Origin of the sequence: Streptomyces sp. NPDC088354, from assembly GCF_044753585.1 — a bacterium.
GTDB lineage: Bacteria > Actinomycetota > Actinomycetes > Streptomycetales > Streptomycetaceae > Actinacidiphila.
The window spans coordinates 52,600-70,635 of record NZ_JBIVNJ010000003.1 but is presented as its reverse complement, the minus strand read 5'-3'; the positions used below and the strand labels follow the sequence as shown (position 1 = coordinate 70,635).

At 74.2% G+C, this 18,036-nt stretch carries 16 protein-coding genes and 1 pseudogene; 4 read left to right on the top strand and 13 right to left on the bottom strand.

Annotated features, from left to right (window positions below; genetic code table 11):
* Window positions 1-135: 135 nt before the first annotated feature.
* The 3 genes from ACIP98_RS06510 to ACIP98_RS06500 form a co-directional block, all read right to left on the bottom strand.
* Entirely contained in the window at window positions 136-1,593 is a 1,458-nt protein-coding gene (locus ACIP98_RS06510) for an MFS transporter (RefSeq protein ID WP_401974053.1), read from the bottom strand.
* 113 nt (window positions 1,594-1,706) lie between these two features.
* Complete coding sequence (locus tag ACIP98_RS06505) at window positions 1,707-3,026, bottom strand: hypothetical protein (RefSeq protein ID WP_401974052.1); 1,320 nt, start codon at window positions 3,024-3,026, stop codon at window positions 1,707-1,709.
* Window positions 3,027-3,353: 327 nt separating this feature from the next.
* A complete protein-coding gene (locus ACIP98_RS06500) occupies window positions 3,354-5,186 on the bottom strand; it encodes an acyltransferase family protein (RefSeq protein WP_401974050.1) in 1,833 nt (610 codons plus the stop codon).
* Window positions 5,187-5,980: 794 nt separating this feature from the next.
* On the opposite strand from ACIP98_RS06500, the pseudogene ACIP98_RS06495 reads away from it, so the two are divergent.
* Window positions 5,981-6,622 (top strand): annotated as a pseudogene (locus ACIP98_RS06495) (class F sortase); the annotation flags it as partial.
* A 174-nt stretch (window positions 6,623-6,796) separates the two neighbouring features.
* Here the strand turns inward: ACIP98_RS06495 and ACIP98_RS06490 are convergent.
* Both ACIP98_RS06490 and ACIP98_RS06485 read right to left on the bottom strand, forming a co-directional pair.
* The gene (locus ACIP98_RS06490; protein ID WP_319658308.1) at window positions 6,797-7,585 is read right to left on the bottom strand and encodes a glycerophosphodiester phosphodiesterase; all 789 of its coding nucleotides are present in this window, start codon (window positions 7,583-7,585) and stop codon (window positions 6,797-6,799) included.
* Window positions 7,582-8,277 carry a YitT family protein gene (locus ACIP98_RS06485; protein WP_401974048.1) on the bottom strand — a complete coding sequence of 232 codons (696 nt, stop codon included), beginning with the start codon at window positions 8,275-8,277 and terminating at the stop codon, window positions 7,582-7,584. Before ACIP98_RS06485 ends, ACIP98_RS06490 begins: the two co-directional genes overlap by 4 nt.
* 98 nt (window positions 8,278-8,375) lie before the next feature.
* On the opposite strand from ACIP98_RS06485, the gene ACIP98_RS06480 reads away from it, so the two are divergent.
* Window positions 8,376-9,866, top strand: coding sequence for a PLP-dependent aminotransferase family protein (locus ACIP98_RS06480; RefSeq protein ID WP_319658310.1), 1,491 nt, complete (start codon window positions 8,376-8,378; stop codon window positions 9,864-9,866).
* Window positions 9,867-9,940: 74 nt separating this feature from the next.
* Here ACIP98_RS06480 and ACIP98_RS06475 read toward each other — a convergent pair whose 3' ends face one another.
* From ACIP98_RS06475 to ACIP98_RS06465, 3 genes are all read right to left on the bottom strand, one after another.
* Entirely contained in the window at window positions 9,941-10,333 is a 393-nt protein-coding gene (locus ACIP98_RS06475; protein WP_319658311.1) for a hypothetical protein, read from the bottom strand.
* Window positions 10,334-10,443: 110 nt separating this feature from the next.
* On the bottom strand, window positions 10,444-10,905 hold the full coding sequence (locus tag ACIP98_RS06470) for a MarR family transcriptional regulator (RefSeq protein WP_319658312.1): 462 nt from the start codon (window positions 10,903-10,905) through the stop codon (window positions 10,444-10,446).
* Between the two features lie 123 nt (window positions 10,906-11,028).
* Entirely contained in the window at window positions 11,029-12,330 is a 1,302-nt protein-coding gene (locus tag ACIP98_RS06465) for a M28 family metallopeptidase (RefSeq protein ID WP_401974046.1), read from the bottom strand.
* Window positions 12,331-12,495: 165 nt separating this feature from the next.
* On the opposite strand from ACIP98_RS06465, the gene ACIP98_RS06460 reads away from it, so the two are divergent.
* Window positions 12,496-12,873, top strand: a complete 378-nt coding sequence (locus tag ACIP98_RS06460) for a S4 domain-containing protein (protein WP_319658313.1) — start codon at window positions 12,496-12,498, stop codon at window positions 12,871-12,873.
* A gap of 522 nt (window positions 12,874-13,395) precedes the next feature.
* Here the strand turns inward: ACIP98_RS06460 and ACIP98_RS06455 are convergent.
* The 4 genes from ACIP98_RS06455 to ACIP98_RS06440 all read right to left on the bottom strand — a co-directional run bounded on the left by ACIP98_RS06455 (window position 13,396) and on the right by ACIP98_RS06440 (window position 16,217).
* Complete coding sequence (locus ACIP98_RS06455; RefSeq protein ID WP_401974044.1) at window positions 13,396-14,196, bottom strand: crotonase/enoyl-CoA hydratase family protein; 801 nt, start codon at window positions 14,194-14,196, stop codon at window positions 13,396-13,398.
* Between the two features lie 157 nt (window positions 14,197-14,353).
* A complete protein-coding gene (locus tag ACIP98_RS06450; protein ID WP_401974042.1) occupies window positions 14,354-14,818 on the bottom strand; it encodes an acyl-CoA thioesterase in 465 nt (154 codons plus the stop codon).
* A gap of 123 nt (window positions 14,819-14,941) precedes the next feature.
* Entirely contained in the window at window positions 14,942-15,394 is a 453-nt protein-coding gene (locus ACIP98_RS06445; protein ID WP_401974040.1) for a tetratricopeptide repeat protein, read from the bottom strand.
* Between the two features lie 379 nt (window positions 15,395-15,773).
* A complete protein-coding gene (locus tag ACIP98_RS06440) occupies window positions 15,774-16,217 on the bottom strand; it encodes a YchJ family protein (protein ID WP_401974038.1) in 444 nt (147 codons plus the stop codon).
* 93 nt (window positions 16,218-16,310) lie between these two features.
* Here ACIP98_RS06440 and ACIP98_RS06435 point away from each other — a divergent pair, with 93 nt between their 5' ends.
* The gene (locus ACIP98_RS06435; RefSeq protein ID WP_401974036.1) at window positions 16,311-17,222 is read left to right on the top strand and encodes a RimK family alpha-L-glutamate ligase; all 912 of its coding nucleotides are present in this window, start codon (window positions 16,311-16,313) and stop codon (window positions 17,220-17,222) included.
* A 26-nt stretch (window positions 17,223-17,248) separates the two neighbouring features.
* Here ACIP98_RS06435 and ACIP98_RS06430 read toward each other — a convergent pair whose 3' ends face one another.
* Complete coding sequence (locus ACIP98_RS06430; protein WP_319658319.1) at window positions 17,249-18,016, bottom strand: uracil-DNA glycosylase; 768 nt, start codon at window positions 18,014-18,016, stop codon at window positions 17,249-17,251.
* Window positions 18,017-18,036 lie beyond the last annotated feature (20 nt).

Genomic DNA, 18,036 nt, shown 5'->3' with positions numbered 1-18,036 from the left:
CCTTTTTGTACCCATCGGCGCCCGTTTTGTCACATCTCGCGAAAGATGTCACCCTGCGTTCTGATATCTTTAGCGCGCAGTAACGGTCCATCCGTCGAACCAACGGCGTACACTACCGCGTCGCACTCCGAGGGGCTAAATCGTCTCGGGGACCGGATTGCCCGCGGCCGCCACCGCCCGTCGCATCGGCACCCGCAGCAGCAGGACGAAGCCGATCGCGAAGAAGACCACCAGCGAGATGATCGCTTCCCGGTAGCTGCCGCTGAGCTGGTACGTCAGCCCGAACAGTAGCGGCCCGAGCCAGCTCGTCCCGCGGTCGCTCACCTCGTACACCGAGTAGTACTCGGCCTCCTTGCCGCGCGGCACGAGGTGGGAGAAGAGCGAGCGCGACAGTGCCTGGCTGCCGCCCAGCACCATGCCGATGGCCGCGGCCAGGAGGAAGAAGCCCACCGGCCGGCCGGCGGGCAGGAAGAAGCCGGCCGCCAGGGTGATCGTCCAGGCGACCAGCGAGCCGAGCACGGTGCGGTGCGTCCCGTACCGCGCGGCGAGCCGGCCGAGCAGCAGGGCGCCGAAGACGGCCAGCACCTGCACCAGCAGGATCGCGCCGATCAGCGTGGTCTGGTCCAGGTCCAGTTCCTCGGAGCCGTAGACGGAGGCCTGGGAGATCACCGTCTGGATGCCGTCGTTGTAGATGAGGTAGGCCAGCAGGAAGCCGAGCGTGAGCGGGTAGCGGCGCATGTCCCGGACGGTGTCGGCGAGCTGGCGCCAGCCCTGGCGCAGCCCCCAGGATCCGGCCCGGGTGCTGACGGCCCCGGCCGTGGTGACCGCCCCGGCCGCCCCGTCGAGACGATCGCGCAGCCGCAGCAGCGGCACGATCGTGAAGCCCGCCCACCAGAGCCCCGCGGACGCGAGGCAGATCCGCACCGCCGTGCCCTTGGACAGGCCGACGGCGTCGTGGCCGAGGAAGAGGGCGAGGTTGGCGACCAGCATCAGCGCGCCGGCGGCGTAGCCGAACGCCCAGCCGCGCGAGGACACCGCGTCCCGCTCGTGGGGCTCGGCGATCTGCGGCAGGAACGCGTTGTAGAGGACGACCGAGGCCGCGAACGCGACGTTGGCGACGATCAGCAGTGCGCCGCCCAGGAGATAGCGGTCACCGCCCACGAAGAACATGGCGGTGGTCGCGGCGGCCCCGGTGTAGGCGAAGACCCCCATGAGCGCCTTCTTGCGGCCGGTGCGGTCCGCGATCGCCCCGGCCAGCGGCATCACCAGGACCGACAGCAGCACGGAGGCGGAGATGACGTACGCGAAGTAGGCGCCGGCCCGCACGGGTATCCCGAGCGGGCGGACGTAGCCGTCGGGGTCGGCGGCGGCCTCGGCGATGTCGGTGAGATAGGGGCCCAGGAAGACCGTGATGACGCTGGTGGAGAACACCGAGTTGGCCCAGTCGTAGAAGTACCAGCCGCGTTGCTCGCGGCGCCGTTCCCCAGCGGCCGCCACGGCGCCGTCGCCCGCCGCCGTGTCCCGCACCTCGTCCGTGCTCACCACTTGTGCCCGCCGTTCCGTGTCCGTGCGCCGTGCCGATGTGATCGGCATGATGCCATCAGCGGACGGCCGAGTGAGAGCCAGCACACATGACTGCCCCCGGGCGCCACTTGGGCGGCCCGGGGGCAGGGGCGCTATGCCCGGATCGCGGAGGTCCGCAACGATCAGGCCTTGCCGCCGTTCGTGCGGCGACGACGCAGCACCCAGAAGGTGGCACCGGCACCCGTGGCCAGCAGCGCGCCACCCACGATCGTCTCGGGGGTGTTCATGCCGATCGAACCGCCGAGACCGGTGTTCGGGGCGCCGATCGGGCCGCCGCCGCCGATACCGCCACCACCGATGCCGCCGCCGATACCGCCGCCGCCGCCACCACCCCAGCAGCCGCCGCGGCCGCCGCCACGGCCGCCGCCGTAACCGCCTTCGCCGCCGCGGCCGCCGCCGTAACCGCCGTCGCCGCCACGGCCGCCCTCACCGCCACGACCGCCGCCGAAGTCACCGCGGTCGTCGCCGCCGCGGCCGAAGCCGCCGTCGTCCATGTTGCGGCCGTCGGCCAGGTCCGTGCCCGCGCCGTCGTTCAGGCCCAGGCCCTGGCTGCCGGTGTTGTTGAGGCCGGCGCCCGCGCCGGCGCCGTTGAGGACGGGGCCGCCGTTGCCGTTGTCGCCCCGGCCGCCGTTGTCCCCGCGGCCGCCGTCGTCGCCGCGACCGCCGTTGTCGCCCCGGCCGCCGTCGTCGCCGCGACCACCGTTGTCGCCGCGGCCGCCGTCGTCGCCGCGTCCGCCGTCACCACGGTCGTCGCCGCGGCCGCCGCCGTAACCGCCGTCGCCACCACGGCCGCCCTCGCCGCCGCGGCCGTAGCCGTCACGGCCACCGCCCCACCACGACTCGCAGTTGTCGCCGTAGCCGCCGCGGCCGTGTCCGTAACCGCCGTGCCCGCCATGGCCGTAGCCCCGGTCGCCGTGGTCCCGGCCCCGGTCGTCGCCGCGGTCGCCGTGGTCGTCGCCGCGGTCCCCGCGGTCGTCCCCGCGGTCGTCACCGCGGTCGCGGTCGTCGCCGCGGCCGTCGCCCCGGTCGTCGCCGCGGTCACGGTCACCGCCGTTGGCGTTCCCGTTCCCGTTGCCGCCGGCCGGGCCGTTGCCGTTCCCGTCGATGGCGCGAACGGTCAGCTGCACGACGCTCGGGCCGGTGTCCTGGCCGGCCGGCTCGGTGCAGTCGACGGTCACGTTGTACGTGCCCGGGGGCGTGGCGGCCGGGACGGTGAAGCTGGCGCCGCCGCCGGTCGAGCTGACCGCCACGGTCGGGCGCTCGGGGATGCTGGTGGTGATGACGGTGTCGCTCACGCAGTTGGCGACGGTGACCGTGACGAGGTCACCGGGGGAGACCCGGTAGCTCGAGAGCCCGACGCCAGGGGCCGCGATAGCGTTTGTTGGCAGGACGACTGCGGCTACGGTCATCGCCGCCCCGGCCATGATGCGTGAAGCACGCATGGGGTGAACCTCCTTGCGGACGGGGCAGGTGGGACTGGCTTCCCGTGACACGAACTGCGACCGCGTCCTTGCTCCCATGGCACGAGGACCCGGATACGGGCGCACCTTGGAACGGCCTCCCGCGTTGCTCCGGACGGGGCATCAGGCTCCGCGCCCGTTCGCGGTTGCCGCAGGTCAGCGACATATCTGGAGCCGCGTCAGAAAAATGTGAAGAGATCGTCAAACGGGTGACTGATTGTCAGAGGATCTTGGTGTGAGAGGGGGCGGACCGGACGCGGTCCGATGCACCGTCAGAACGTCGGGTGCCGTCCGTGTGTGGACGGTGCGTCAGATACCGGCACCCACCGCGGCGGAGAGGGTCCGCGCATACAGGCGGGCGCCCTCGGGGCGGGGGTGGATGCGGTCCCCCCACAGCCACTGCGGGTGCCCGGCGATCACGGCACGCCACGGGACCAGCACGGATCCGGGGTGTTCGCGCACCTCCTCCCTCAGCGCACTGTTCACCCGGCCCTCCCAGGACCGGGGTGCCCGGACGTCCACGAACGCGACCAGCCGTCCGGGGCCGGCGATCCGCACCACCCGGTCGAGGGTCTCCCGGGACACGTCGCCGTTCGTCCCGAGCCCGACGACGACCACACGGCGCAGCCGCCCGGTGTCCCGCAGCCGCTCCAAAACCTCTGGTGCGGCGTTCATCTGACGGCCCACCACGGCGTCGACGGCGATGCCGGGCAGCAGCTCCTGCAGGGCGTCGGCCGAGGCCAGCATCACCGAGTCGCCCACCGCCGTGATGTCGGCGCCGGTCACCTCCGGTGCGCCGCCCTCCCCGGTGTCCGGCGCGTCCTCCCGGCGGTCCGGGCGCAGTGCGCGGAGCGGCACGGCGGGCCGTGCCGGCGGCGACGCCGGCGCCGCCGCGACCACGCGCTCGCCCGAGGCGATCTGCGACTGCAGTCCGCCGCCTGACGGCGCCCGCAGCACACCGACGTAACCCACGCACGCCACCGCGACACCCGCGGCCGCCGTTCCCAGTACCAGGCGGGGCCGGGCGACCCATGCCCGCCGCAGGAACGTGCTGCACAACTCGGCGTACCCGCGCACGCCGAGCCGCAGCAGCGGCTCCTCCAGGACGCGGTACGACACCGCGGCCAGGGCCACCGGCAAGGTCAGCGCCGCGCACCGCGCGAAGGGCGAACCCAGCGCCTCCGGCGCGGCGTTGACCAGGCAGGCGAGGACCGGCCAGTGCCACAGGTAGATCCCGTACGAGCGGCGTCCGGTCCAGGCCAGCGGCCGCCACGCGAGCAGCCGGGCGACCCTCCCGGGGCCCCCCGCCGCGACCGTGAGCACGGCCGCCGCCAGGCACACGGGCACGAGGCCCCCCCGGTACACGAAGGCCGAGGTCCCCGACACGAGCAAGGCCGCCCCGGCCAGCAGGGCCAGCCCCGCCGCGCCCAGCGCGTCGATGGCCCGCACATATCCGGCCCGGCGCATCGTCCCGGCCCGCGACAGGGGGAGGACGAGCGCGACCGCCGCACCGAGCAGCAGTCCGCCGCCGTGCGTGTCCGTTCCGTAGTACACGCGGGAGGGGTCGGTGCCCGGTACGTGGAGCAGCGCCATCGCCGTGAAGGACGCGGCAGCCGGCACCGCCACGATCGCCGCCTGCGCCCATTGCCGGCGCACCACCGCCATCAGCGCCCACAGCAGCAGCGGCCAGGCCACGTAGAACTGTTCCTCGACCGCCAGTGACCACAGATGCCGCAGCGGCGGTTCGGCGCCGAACTGCGCGAAGTACATGTCGTGCCGTCCGAGCTGCCACCAGTTGCTGCGGTAGGTGAGCGCCGCGGCCACCGCTCCCCGCAGGTCACGCCGCCCGTCCCCGCCGACCAGTGTCGCCGCGCACGCGGTGACCGCCAGGACCAGCCACAGCACGGGCAGCAGCCGCAGTGCGCGGCGCCGCCAGAAGGCGACGAGCCGCAGGCGCCCGCCCCGCCAGCGGTCGGCGGCGAGCAGACTGGTGATCAGGTAGCCGGAGAGGACGAAGAAGAGGTCCACGCCCAGGAAGCCGCCCGGCAGCCACGGGGCGTGCACGTGGTACACGACGACCGCCGTCACGGCCAGCGCGCGCAGACCGTCGAGACCCTGTGCACGCGGGTGCTGAGTGTTCATCAGGCCACGGTCGGTACCCCGGGCGGGCTCCGCATCCCGGCAGCGCCCGATTGGACCCGCTGCCTCACCCGCTCTACCCGATCGGGTGAGGTGCGGATTGCCCCGTTCGCACTCCTCCGAATGCGGTCCGCGCGCTCCCGTCCTACGGTCGTGTATGACGGGCCGTCATGTGCCGTCACGCACCTGGCTGCCGAAGCTGAAGGACTGTGATGGATCACTATCCCGGGGAGCACACCACTCCCGTGCCGTGGTACGGACATCCCGATGCCTGGTACGGGCAGCCCGACCCCTGGTTCGGTCAGCCGCTCCCGGCCTCGTGGGAGGACGAGGTGCCCCCGGCGCCCGCGCGCCCCCGCCCGGCCTCGAAGGCGCCGGGCCGTGCCGGCCGGCAGCGCGGCAAGCCGGAGCCCGCGCCGCGCCCGCGGCAGAAGGCGAAGACCGGCCGCGCGTCCGAGCCGGCGCCGACACGGCGCGCCCGGAGCGTGCCCGCCGGCACGGTCCGCCAGGAGGCCAAGGACCGCCCCGCTCCCAAGGACCGCCCGGCGCCGAAGGACCGCCCTGCCCCCAAGGACCGCCCTGCCCCCAAGGACCGCCCGGCGCCGAAGGGCCGTCCCGCTGCGACGAGCCGTCCCGCGACCCCGGACACCCGGGCCGCCGCCCCCGAGGCCCCGGCCGGGCGGGGGAATCCGCCGCGTCCCGCTGTCCGCCCCGCCGGGGCCGGAGCCGGGGCCGGGCGTCCGCGGGCCGGTACTGCCGCCCGGCCGGCCGTGCGCCGTCACCAGCAGCCGCCGCCGCTGCGCCTCACGCGGCGCGGACGGCGGGTCGCCGGGGTGGCGGTGGGCGCGGTCGTGGTGACCGGGCTCGCGCTGACCTTCGACGGCTTCCTGGGGTCGGGCGGTCCGCCCCAGCCCACGGCCGCCTCCGCGGCCCTGGCGGGCAGTGCGGGCGGTGCGGGCTCCGGCATCAAGGCGCCGCCCCCGCTGCCGCCGGCCCAGCCGACGCGTGTGCGCATCCCCTCGATCGGTGTGGACGCCCCCCTGATGAACGTGGGCCTGGACAAGGACGGTGTCATCGAGACGCCGCCGCCCGAGGAGAAGAACGAGGCCGCCTGGTACAAGGATTCGGTGAGCCCCGGGGCGCGCGGCGCCTCGGTCATCGTCGGCCACGTCGACAACATGAGCGGCCCCGCCGTCTTCTACAGCCTCGGCGCGCTGAAGAAGGGCTCGACCATCGAGGTCGCCCGGGACGACGGCACCACCGCGGTCTTCACCATCTTCGGCATCGAGGTCTTCAACAGGACCGGCTTCCCGGCCCACCGGGTCTACGGCGACACGAAGGACCCCGAGCTGCGGGTCATCACCTGCGGCGGCACGTACAGCAGCGCCAGCGGTTACTCCGGCAACGTGGTGGTCTTCGCCCGGATGTCGAAGACCAGGTCGGCGGCCGACGAGAAGGCCCGCGGGACCGAGAAGCCCGGGAAGCCGGGCGGGACCGACAAGGCCGACAAGGACGGAAAGGCCGGCGAGAGCGCCACGACCGGCGCCGCGAGCCCGACCGCGACCCCCGGCAAGGAGGAGAAGACGCCTGCCGGGTGACGGGTCGTCAGCAGGTCAGGTCCAGACGCCGCGTTCGACGAAGACCGAGCGCAGCAGCTCCAGCCGGTCGGTCATGATGGCGTCCACGCCCAGATCCAGCAGGGCGTGCATCCGGGCCTCGTCGTTCACCGTCCACACGTGCACCTGGAGGCCCAGGCGGTGCGCCGTGCGCAGGAACGCCGCGTCGACCACGCGGATGCCGTACGCGCGCTCCGGTACCTGCACGCAGACCGCGCCGCGCCGCACCGCCGTGTCGAGCAGGAAGCGCTCGGCGACCCGGCCGCCGACCGACAGCAGGCGGAGGTCCGCCACGCCGCGGGTGCCGAGCGAACTGGCCATGCGCGGCCCGCCCAGCGCGCGGGCCCTGACCAGCCGCGCCTCGGAGAAGGAGCCCACGCACACCCGGTCCCAGGCGTCCGCGCGGCCGATCGCCGCGATCAGCGGGGCCACGGCCTCGTCCACCTTGGCGTCGACGTTCCAGCGGGCCTCGGGGAAGGCCTGGAGCAGGTCCTCGAAGAGCGGCACCGGCTCCTTGCCCGCCACGCGGGCCTCGCGGACCTCGTCCCAGGTCAGCTCGGCGATCCGGCCGCGCGTGTCGGTGACACGGTCCAGGGAGCCGTCGTGGAAGGCCACCAGCACCCCGTCGGACGTGAGGTGGACGTCCGTCTCCAGGTAGCGGTAGCCGCCCTCGACGGCGGTCCGGAAGGCGGCCATGGTGTTCTCCAGGCCGCCGGCGTCACCACCTCGGTGGGCGAAGGCGATCGGTGCCGGGCTGTCGAGGTACGGGTGGCGTGTCGCGGTCACTCGTGCAGTATCGCGTGTCCCCCCGCGGGCTCCGCCACCGGCCGCCCCCCTCGGGCCACGACCTGCTCGTCCTCCCGCTCGGCCGGGGGCCGCGGGAACGCGAGGACGCGCAGGAAGAACTGGGCCAGCGGGCCGATCGACAGCGCGTACAGCACGGTGCCGACGCCCACGCTGCCGCCCAGGACGAAGCCCACCGCCAGTACCGTGACCTCGATCCCGGTGCGCACCAGCCGGATCGAGCGCCCGGTGCGCCGGTGCAGTCCGGTCATGAGGCCGTCGCGCGGCCCCGGCCCGTAGCGGGCGGTGATGTACAGCCCGGTCGCGACGCCGTTGAGCACGATGCCCGCGACCAGGAGCGGGACGCGGACACCGAGGGAGTGCGGCTGGGGGAGCAGCCCCAGCGTCGCGTCCATCGACAGGCCGACGACGAAGACATTGGAGACGGTGCCCAGGCCCGGTCGCTGGCGCAGCGGCCACCACAGCAGCAGGACGAGCGCCCCCACGCCCACCGACACCAGGCCGATGCTGACGCCGGTGTGCTTCGAGATGCCCTGGTGCAGCACGTCCCACGGATCCAGACCGAGCGCGGCGCGCACCTGAAGGGCGGCGCTCGCGCCGTACAGGGTCAGACCCGCGTAAAGGTGCACCAGCCTGCGGCCGGTGCGGGCGGCTGTGCGTGATTGGCCCTCCACAGGACCCCCCTCTGGACGTGATGACGCTGTACGGGACACTGTGTGGCATGGTCGTGGTCGCAATCCATGGCCAATGTGCGGAAGGTGGACCGATAACCATGTCGCAGTGGACCGCAACCGTGGGTGTCACCCATCTCGCCCGGCTGCTCGAACCCCGCCCCCAGCGCTCCACCGGACGCCGCGTCCCGGCCTACCGGGGCCTCGCCGACGGCATCCGGGTCCTGGTCCTGGAGGGCCGCGTCCCCGTGGCCGCGCGCCTCCCCGCGGAGCGCGAACTGGCCCTCGCCCTCGCCGTCAGCCGGACCACGGTCGCCGCCGCGTACGAGGCGCTGCGCGCCGAGGGCTTCGCGCGCTCCCGGCGCGGCGCGGGAACCTGGACCGCGGTCCCGGAGGGGCACGCGCTGCCCACGCGCGGTCTGGAGCCGCTGCCCCCGGACGCCGCGGGCACCGTCATCGACCTCGGCTGCGCCGCCCTCCCCGCGCCCGAGCCGTGGCTGTCCCGCGCGGTCGGCGGCGCCCTGGCGGACCTGCCCTCCTACTCCGCCACGCACGGCGACTTCCCCGCCGGGCTGCCCGTCCTGCGCGAGGCCATCGCCGAGCGCTACACCGCGCGCGGCATCCCCACGCTCCCCGAGCAGATCATGGTCACCACCGGTGCCATGGGGGCCATCGCCGCCGCCGTGCGGCGCCTGGTCGCGCCCGGCGAACGGGTGGCCGTGGAGTCCCCGAGCTACGCCAACGTCCTGGAACTGCTGCGGGAGAGCGGTTCCCGGCTGGTCCCGGTCGCGCTGCGCGAAGGGCTCGCCGGCTGGGACCTCGACCACTGGAAGCGCGTCCTGCGCGACGCGGCGCCGCGCATGGCGTACGTCATGCCCGACTTCCACAACCCGACCGGCACCCTCGTGCCCGACGACCAGCGCCGCGCGCTGGTCGAGGCGGCTCGCGCCGCCGGGACCGTGCTGATCGCCGACGAGACGATGGCCGAACTGACCCTGGACGCCGGAACCGGGCCCGCGCCGCGTCCGATGGCCGCCTTCGACCGCGGCGGCACCGTCATCACCGTCGGCTCGGCCAGCAAGGCGATCTGGGCGGGCCTGCGCATCGGCTGGGTGCGCGCCACGCCGGACGTCGTGCGCCGGCTGGTCAGCGCCCGCGCCTACCTCGACCTCGGCTCGCCTGTCGTCGACCAGCTCGCGGTCGCCTGGCTGCTGCGCAACGACGTCTGGGACGACGCCGTGGCCGCCCGGCGCGAGCGCGCCCGCTCCCACCGCGACGACCTGGCCGCCGCCCTGCGCGACCGGCTGCCCGAGTGGGAGTTCGCCGTGCCCTCCGGCGGGATGACCATGTGGGTGCGCACCGCCGAGGTCTCCGGGTCCCGCCTCGCGGTGGCGGGCGAGCGTCTGGGCGTCCGCGTCCCGTCCGGTCCGCGGTTCGGTATCGACGGGGCCTTCGAGTCCTACATCCGGCTCCCCTTCACCGTCGGCGGCAGCGTGGCGCGCGACGCCGTCGAGCGGCTGGCCGCCGCCGCGCAGGCCGTACGCGACGGCGGCGGCGCGGAAGCCGAGGGGACCGGCCTGTTCGTGGCGTGAGAGGGCCCCCGGAGCAGAGGCTCCGGGGGCGCTTCGAGGGCGGGGCGGTTCTGTGGCTCTCTGGATGGGCGGTCTCAGCGGTCGGGCAGCTCCGTCAGGCGGACGCGGAGCTCGACCTCCTGGTCACCGGAGACGCTGCCCTGCTCCTCCAGTTCGAAGCAGTCGCCGAGTACCTTCTTGACCTCGCGGACGTGCCGCGGGCCGCCGGACAGGTCCGCGGTGAGCGTGCCGTCGAGATGGACCGGCCCGAGCTCGTGACCGTGGCTGCGTGTGTCGACGGAGGCCGACCACACGGTCGGGTGCTTGGCGCCGGGCCGTGGTTCCAGGGCCTCGGTCAGGCTCTCGCCGGGGCGCGTGGGGAAGGCGGCTTCCAGCGCGCCCAGTACGGCTCCTGCGTCCTGCTTGGCGCAATCGGTGAGCATGACGTCGACGTGGGAGTCGTGGGATCCGGTGTGGTGCGTGGTCATCGGCGATTCTCCTCTCGCGGGATGCCCCGTCGCGGTACGGCGATGCGGCGACCGCGGTCCGCGCCCCTCTCAGCGTAGGTCGGTGCCTGCCGGGCCGCAGCGGGCCGCGGTCACGCGCCGGTGTCCAGCGCCTCCAGCGCCTCGACCAGGGGCGTGAGTTCCGGCTGCGCGGCGGCGTCCGCGAGCGCCTGACGCAGTGCCTCGTCGTGGGTCGGGCGGGCCTGTGCGAGCAGGGCGAGGCCGTCCTCGCTGACGTCGGTGTAGATCCCGCGGCGGTCGGTCGCGCACAGGTAGCGCGTGAGCAGCCCGCGGTCCTCCAGCCGCGTCACCAGCCGTGTGGTGGCGCTCTGGCTCAGCACCACGGCGTCGGCCACCTGGGCCATCCGCAGATGGCCGCCCTCGCCCGGGTGCTGGCGGCTGAGCGCGTCGAGCAGGGAGAACTCGCGCACGCTCAGCCCGTGGCCGGCCTCGAGCGCGCGCTCGACGTGCGCCTCGATCCGGTGGTGCAGCAGGGACAGGGCGCACCAGCTCTGCGCCAGCCCGGCGGGTGCGGGGTCCGTGGTGGCCGTCATGGGCCCAGGATAAGTCACGCCGCCGATAGTCCGCGCGTGCAAATTTTTCATGGGGCGGGACGGGACGGACACGGCGGACGTGAGCGCCGGGTGCGTCCGGAGCCCAGGTCCCCCGCCGCGCGATCAGAAGGTCAGTTTCCAGCTGTTGATGTATCCCGTGTCCTGGGCCGCCACGTCCCGGACCCGGAGCTTCCACGTGCCGTTGGCGATCTCGGCGGAGGCGTTGACCGTGTACGTCGCGATGACGTTGTCCGCCGAGTCGTTGCTGCTGGAGTTCTTCAGCCGGTAGGCGGTCCCGTCCGGGGCGACCAGGTCGACGACGAGGTCGCCGCGCCAGGTGTGCCGGATGTCGACGCCGACGGCGAGGGCGGCGGGCGCGTTGCCCGAGATGCCGCTGACGGTGACCGGGGACTCCACGGCCGCGCCCGCGTCGGGAACCGTGACGTCGGCGGTGTTCTCGAACACCGTGCCCGGCGGGGGAGCCGTGGCGGTGGAGAGCGTCCAGATCGCGTTGGCGATGGCGTCGGTGTTGTTGTCCAGCGCGGTGTCGTTGATGTTCGACGACGTGTCGCAGGAGGAGTGGTAGCAGCGGTCGAAGGCCTGCCCCGACGTGCCGCCCCACTTCTGCGCCTGCGACGCGGTCTTGATGTAGTCGGCGCCGCTGAACAGGCCGCCCACGGGCACGCCCGCGTTCTTGAAGGGCGCGTGGTCGGAGCGGCCGTCGCCCTCGGTCTCGATCTCGGTCGCGATCCCCCTGGCCGCGAACCAGTCCTTGAAGACCTTCTCCAGGGCGGTGTCGTCGTCGTAGACGAAGTAGCCGGGGTTCGGGGAGGCGATCATGTCGAAGTTCAGGTAGCCGTCGATCCTGCCGCGGTCGGCGGTGGACAGGCTGTTGACGTACGCCTTGGAGCCGATCAGACCGAGTTCCTCGGCGCCCCACCATCCGAAGCGCAGGTGCTTGGTGGGCTGCAGGTTCTCGCGTGCGACCGCGAGGGCGGTCTCCAGGACGGCGGCCGAGCCGGAGCCGTTGTCGTTGATGCCCGGGCCGGCGGTCACGGAGTCGAGGTGCGAACCGGCCATGATCACATGGTTGGTGTCGCCGCCGGGCCAGTCGGCTATGAGGTTCCAGCCGGTGGCGCCGCCCGACGTGAACTGCTGGAGCGTGGTGGTGTAGCCGGCCGCGTCCAGCTTGGCCTTCACGTAGTCGACGGAGGCCCGGTAGCCGGTCCGGCCGTGGGCGCGGTTGCCGCCGTTGGCGGTGGCGATGGACTGCAGCTGGCTCAGGTGCGCCTTGACGTTCGCGACCGGGATGTCCGGCGCGGCGGCGAGGGAAGGCCGTGCCGAGACGGGTGTGGCGGTCGCGGTCAGCAGGGCCGTGGCCAAGGCGCCGGCGGCGCCGGCCGCGACGAGTCTGATTGCGGGCACAGGTCACTCCGGTGTGTGGGGGGATGGAGTCGCGCGGGGATGGGGCGTTCTTGAGCAGAACTTGACGCGTACATGCCTGAGCAGATCCTGTGTACCGCGGGGCTTCCCGTCAAGGGCGCATACCGGACGCCGCGTTCCGCGAAGCGGGCGCGCTAGGGTCGGAGCATGGCTGACGACGAGGGCCCGGTGCGGGTCGACGCCTGGATCTGGTCGGTCCGGCTCACGAAGACGCGTTCCATGGCCGCCACCGCGTGCCGGGCCGGACACGTGCGCGTCAACGGCGAGCGCGTGAAGCCGGCGCACGCGGTCCGCCCGGGCGACGAGGTGCGGCTGCGCGGCGCCGGGCGGGAGCGGGTCGTCGTCGTGTCCCGGCTGGTCCGCAAGCGTGTCGGCGCGACCGTGGCCGCCGACTGCTTCGTCGACAACAGCCCGCCGCCGCCCACCCCGGAGGAGGTGCCGGCGCCCGTGGTCCGCGACCGCGGCACCGGCCGCCCCACCAAGCGCGACCGGCGCGACATGGAGCGCCTGCGCGGCGCCCGCTGACGGCCGGGCAAGCGTGGCCTTGGAGCGGGCGGACGCTCGGCTGCCGTTCGCGGGTGCGCCGTCGGGTGTGCCGGGTGGGTGGCGCGGGGTCCGAGCGTCGTGGCGGCTACAGGGGCATGCCCGCGACAGTGGGTACGACGCGGAGGCCCCGCGACGGTCACCGGACGTGTCTGCCGTTCCGGGCCGGAGCGTGCCCCGGGATGTCGGACGGCTCTCGGCAGTGCGCGCCTGCGCGCCTTGGCGATGTGCCCTGGCGACGGGGCGGTCGGGCGCCCATCAGGCGCTGCGGTTCCGCGGTGGCGGGGAGGTCGCGGCTCAGCGCCCGGCGTCGCGGTGAGCCGCAGTCGGGTCGCGCGCCCGGCCCGGCACCCCGCGAGGGTACCGGACCTGCCGCTACCCGGCCGCAGCGTACGGCATTCCGGCCGGCAGTCGGCCGGGGCGGATCAGCCGATCCCCTTCGGCCGGCTCATCCTGCTGCCGCGATCCCGCCCGTGCAGTCGGCAGGGTGGAGGTGCCGGGCCGTCAGCGGCCGGTGAAGACGGCGTCGCGGCGTTCGACGAAGGACTTCACACCTTCGGCACCGTCAGCGGAGTTCATGAGCCGAGCGAGGTCGGGCTTGAGCTGGGCGATTGCCGCGGCATCACCTTGCTCGCGGGCCTGATGGGCCGAGGCGAGAGCGGCGCGCACACCGAGGGGAGCCGACCGGTCACTGATGACGCGTGCGATCTGCCTGGCTCGCTCGATCGCCGTGGCCCCGTCGGGCAGGACTTCCTGGATCAGACCGATGCGGTGTGCCTCGGCGGCGTCGAACTCCTCGCCGGTCAGGATCCAGCGCATGGCGTTGCCCCATCCCGCTTCGCGGGGAAAGCGGAAGGTGGCTCCACCGAAGGGGTAGATCCCACGCCGGACCTCGAGCTGGCTGAAGCGGGAATCCTGGGCCGCCACGCGGATGTCGGCGGCCAGGAGCAGCTCGATGCCGGCGGTCATCACCCAGCCCTGCGCGGCCGCCACGAGAGGCTTTGACCACACCCCGTCCCGCCGCCACGGGTCGCGGCCGCCCTCCGGGACCGCGAAGGCCCCCGAGGCGAGGTCGGCGCCCACATCCTGCATGTCCAGGCCGCCGGTGAAGTGGTCGCCGTGGCCGAACAGCACGCCGCACCACACGTCCTCGTCCGACTCCAGCAGTCCGTAGGCCATCGACAGCTCAGCGATCATCTGCCTGGTGAAGGCGTTGCGCTTGGCCGGGCGGTTCAGGCCCATCAGCAGCACGTGCCCGTCCCGCTCGACCGTGACGGTGGCGGCATTCTCAGACGTGGGGCTCATCGTTCCTCCGAGGTCGTGTCGAGGCCAGGTGATGTGTCTGCGACCGGCGGTGAGCCGCTTTTCTTCCGGTGTTCACCCCGAGGAGACGCAAGGGCGGTCCGCGAAAGGCTCGCAGCTGCTGTGGCCCAGGGTTCGCCTCCTGGGGCTGGTGTGCCCGTCAGCACGGCGGAGGCGCCTCCCGCGATCGCAGCGGTCCGCGCAGCGCGGCGATCCACTCCTCGGGCCAGGGGGTGCTCCTGGCGCCAGTGCGGTGGTTGCGGTCGCTGTGCGCGGTCACGTACCGGCCGTGCGCCGCGCGGCGACGCGGCAGCCCCCGGAACTCCTCGCCCCACACCTCGAAGGTGAAGGTCATCGACGCCGTGCCGATCCGGGTCAGTTCGACGACCGTGCACACGCCCTGGCCGAAGAAGAGCGGCGCCTCGAAGTCGACCTCGTAGTGCACGCGAGGTGCGACCGGGAAGTAGTGGTGAAGACCCACCTCGTCCATGAGGGTGGCCTCTGCGGCCTCCACGAATCGGATGACCGCGCTGTTGTGGTAGATGCCCCCTGCATCGGTGTCGATCCACTCGACTCGCGTCCGGTGGACGCCGGAGGGGTTCCGGGACGGGAGCGGGGTGGTCACGCGGTGCTCCTGGGCCATGCGGGACTGATTCATTCCATTGTCCGTGCGCCCTTTGGGCGTCGCCTCCCCAGGCGACGGGCCCACGACTCCCGCGCACCGTGCGGCCCGCGTCCGGGAGCGCGGTCACGCGTCCTGGGCGGGCAGACCGAGGGCGTCGAGGCGGGCGCGGAGTTCTCGTAGTTCGGGGCCGGTCGCGGCGCCGGAGAGCAGGGAGTCGGCCAGGCGCTGCTGCTCGGCGGCGGCGGGGAGGTCCGAGCCCGTTGCCAGTGCCGCGGCGAGACGGAGCCTCGCGGTGCCCTCGGCGACCGGATGGCCCAGGTCCTTCAACAGGCGGACAGCCGACTCCAGTTCGCGTCTGGCTCCGGGGATGTCGCCGCGCAGGAGCAGCAGGTCGCCGATGGCGCCGTGCGCGTCGGCGATGCCCGGGGTCGTGCCCAGCTCCTCGAACAGCCGCAGCGCGGCGCGGTGCGCGAGGAGTGCCGTTTCGTGGTCGCCCTCCTCCCGCTCCAGTGCGGCCAGGCCGCCGAGGCCGTACGCCTCGCCCAGCCGGTTTCCGGCGCGCCGGTGGACGCTCACGGCCTCCTCGGTCGCCGCCCGGGAACGCCCCGAGCCGCCGCAGCAGGCGCCGGTCGCCGGTGTCCAGGTCCTCGTAGGCGGTGGCGAGGGTGGCGCGCACCGCCCAGTCGCGGAAGCGCAGTTCGTCCAGCCGGGACCGCTCGTCCTCCAGTCGCCCGGCGAGTTCGGCGATGCCGAGCCGTGAGCGTGCGGCCCGGGCGCCGGCCAGCCGGATCGCCAGCGGCAGTCCCTCGCAGGCGCGGATCACCGCGGCGGCGGCTTCCGGGTCCCCCACCCCTCCGACCCTCACGCCGCGGACCCCGGTACGCGCAACGGGAGTGCTCGCGCTGACGCCGCACGGCGTGGCACGCGGCGTCGCGCCGCTCTGACCTGGCGCCGCTCAGGGCAGCGGCGCGACGTACACCCAGGCCCCGTCGTGGCGGACGAACCGGCTCTGCTCCTCCATGGCGTCGCGCTCGCCCCGCAGGGCGTAGTGCGCCCGGAAGGTGACGGTGCCCTCGGCGTGGAAGGCGCTGCCGTCGGTCGTGCCGAGGATCTCCAGGCGCTCCCAGCGCAGGTGCGGGTCGAGGTCGAGGTCGGCCGGGCGGGTGTCGGGGTGCCAGGTGCGCAGGACGTAGGCGGCGTCGCGGACCGCGTACGCGGTGAAGCGCGAGCGCATCAGGGCCTCGGCGGTGGGCGCGGCGGCGTGGCCCGCGTGGTAGCGGCCGCAGCAGTCCGCGTAGCCCGCGGGAAGGCCGCAGGGGCACGGGGCGCCGGGGGAGTGGAGGACCGGCCGGGTGTGCGGACGGGCCGCGGAACGGCGGCCGGGGCGCGACGTGGACATACCGCAATTGTGCCGTGCGGGAGGCCCCCGGCCGGCGCCGACCCGGCCCGGATAGCCTGCCGGGGTCACGGCAGCCGACCAGGAGGAGACCCCGTGCCGCGCAGCACAAGCCGTACGAGCCGTACGAGCGGCACGAGGATCGCGCTGGTGACGTCCGCACCGCGCCCGGACACCAGCACCGACCGCGACCTGCCGTTCCTGCGCGACGCCGTCGCGGCCACCGGCGCCGAGGCCGTCGTCGTCCACTGGGACGACCCCGCCGTGGACTGGGCCTCCCACGACCTGGCGGTCATACGCTCCACCTGGGACTACACCTGGCGGACCGAGGAGTTCCTGCCGTGGGTCGACCGCTGCGCCGCGGCGACCACGCTCGCCAACCCGCCGGCCGTCGTCCGCTGGAACTCCGACAAGCGCTACCTCGGCGAGCTGTCCGCGCGCGGTGTCCCCGCCGTGGCCACCCGCTATCTGCCGCCGGGCACCGAGCCGGACGGGCTTCCGGACGGCCACGAGTACGTGGTGAAGCCGGCCGCCGGAGCCGGCGCCCGCTACGCCGGCCGCTACCGCGCGGGCAGCCACGGGGCCGCGCGGGCGCACATCGCGCGCATGCACGCCGAGGGCCTGACCGCGATGGTCCAGCCGTACATGCCGGCCATCGACACCAGCGGGGAACGGGCCCTGGTCTTCGTCGGCGGCCGCTTCCTGCACGCCGTCGCCAAGAACGCCGTCCTGTCCCACGCGACGGCCTGGGACGAGCGCAAGGTCGCCCACCCGGGTGTGCGCCCGTGGACCCCGACCGCGGCCGAACTCGCCACCGCAGAAGCCGCGCTGGCCGCGGTTCCCGTCCGCTCCGAGCTGCTGTACGCGCGGGTCGACCTGGTCGACGACGAGGACGGCACGCCGTGCGTCATGGAGCTGGAGCTGATCGAGCCCAACCTCTTCCTCGCTCTGCACCCGGCCTCGCTGCCCGTCGTCGCCGACGTGATCGCCTCCGCGGCCCGGCGCTGACCCCCCGGGGGCCGGGGTTCACCGCCTCACGCCCGGCCCCGCAGCCCGGCGTACGCGGCGCCGCGCGCCAGGACTTCGCGGAGCATCGCCGGGGTGAGCCGTCCGGTGAAGGTGTTCTGCTGGCTGACGTGGTAGCAGCCCAGCAGGTGCAGCGGCGGCTCCGAGGTGTCGGCGCCCGGAAGTTCGACGTGTGCGCCGTGCCCGAAGCGGGGCAGCGGGCGCGGCAGGCGACGGCCGGAGTCGGCGAGCACCGGCAGCAGGGCCTGCCAGCCGAAGGCGCCGAGCACGACGACCGCGCGCAGGGTGGGCCGCAGCAGTTCCAGTTCGCGCACGAGCCAGGGGCGGCAGGTCAGCCGCTCCTCCGTGCTGGGCTTGTTCGCGGGCGGCGCGCAGTGCACGGGCGCGGTCACCCGTACCCCGTACAGCTCCAGGCCGTCGCCGCGGGCGGTGGAGGTCGGCTGCGAGGCGAGCCCCTCCGCGTGCATCGCGGCGAACAGCACGTCGCCGGAGCGGTCGCCGGTGAACATCCGGCCCGTCCGGTTGCCGCCGTGGGCCGCGGGGGCCAGCCCGACGACGGCCAGTCCGGCGTCGGAGGGGCCGAGGCCCGGCACCGGCCGGGCCCAGTACTCCTCGTCCGCGTACGCCCGGCGCCGCACCCGGGCGGTCTCCTCGCGCCAGGCCACCAGCCGCGGGCAGGCACGGCAGCCGGTGAGGGCCTCGTCCAGGGCCGCGAGATCGGTTGCCCGCGCGGCCGCGCGGTCAGGGAACCGCGGCGACTCCTCCCGTACTGCCATGGGTGGTCCCCTTCGTGGTC

What these genes read in the sequence shown, in the direction of transcription:
- ACIP98_RS06460 (WP_319658313.1), top strand. Translation starts at nt 12,496, where the DNA reads ATGGCTGACGACGAGGGCCCGGTGCGGGTCGACGCCTGGATCTGGTCG.
- ACIP98_RS06455 (WP_401974044.1), bottom strand. Translation starts at nt 14,196, where the DNA reads ATGAGCCCCACGTCTGAGAATGCCGCCACCGTCACGGTCGAGCGGGAC.
- ACIP98_RS06430 (WP_319658319.1), bottom strand. Translation starts at nt 18,016, where the DNA reads ATGGCAGTACGGGAGGAGTCGCCGCGGTTCCCTGACCGCGCGGCCGCG.
- ACIP98_RS06500 (WP_401974050.1), bottom strand. Translation starts at nt 5,186, where the DNA reads ATGAACACTCAGCACCCGCGTGCACAGGGTCTCGACGGTCTGCGCGCG.
- ACIP98_RS06440 (WP_401974038.1), bottom strand. Translation starts at nt 16,217, where the DNA reads ATGTCCACGTCGCGCCCCGGCCGCCGTTCCGCGGCCCGTCCGCACACC.
- ACIP98_RS06475 (WP_319658311.1), bottom strand. Translation starts at nt 10,333, where the DNA reads ATGACCACGCACCACACCGGATCCCACGACTCCCACGTCGACGTCATG.
- ACIP98_RS06510 (WP_401974053.1), bottom strand. Translation starts at nt 1,593, where the DNA reads ATGCCGATCACATCGGCACGGCGCACGGACACGGAACGGCGGGCACAA.
- ACIP98_RS06505 (WP_401974052.1), bottom strand. Translation starts at nt 3,026, where the DNA reads ATGCGTGCTTCACGCATCATGGCCGGGGCGGCGATGACCGTAGCCGCA.
- ACIP98_RS06470 (WP_319658312.1), bottom strand. Translation starts at nt 10,905, where the DNA reads ATGACGGCCACCACGGACCCCGCACCCGCCGGGCTGGCGCAGAGCTGG.
- ACIP98_RS06480 (WP_319658310.1), top strand. Translation starts at nt 8,376, where the DNA reads ATGTCGCAGTGGACCGCAACCGTGGGTGTCACCCATCTCGCCCGGCTG.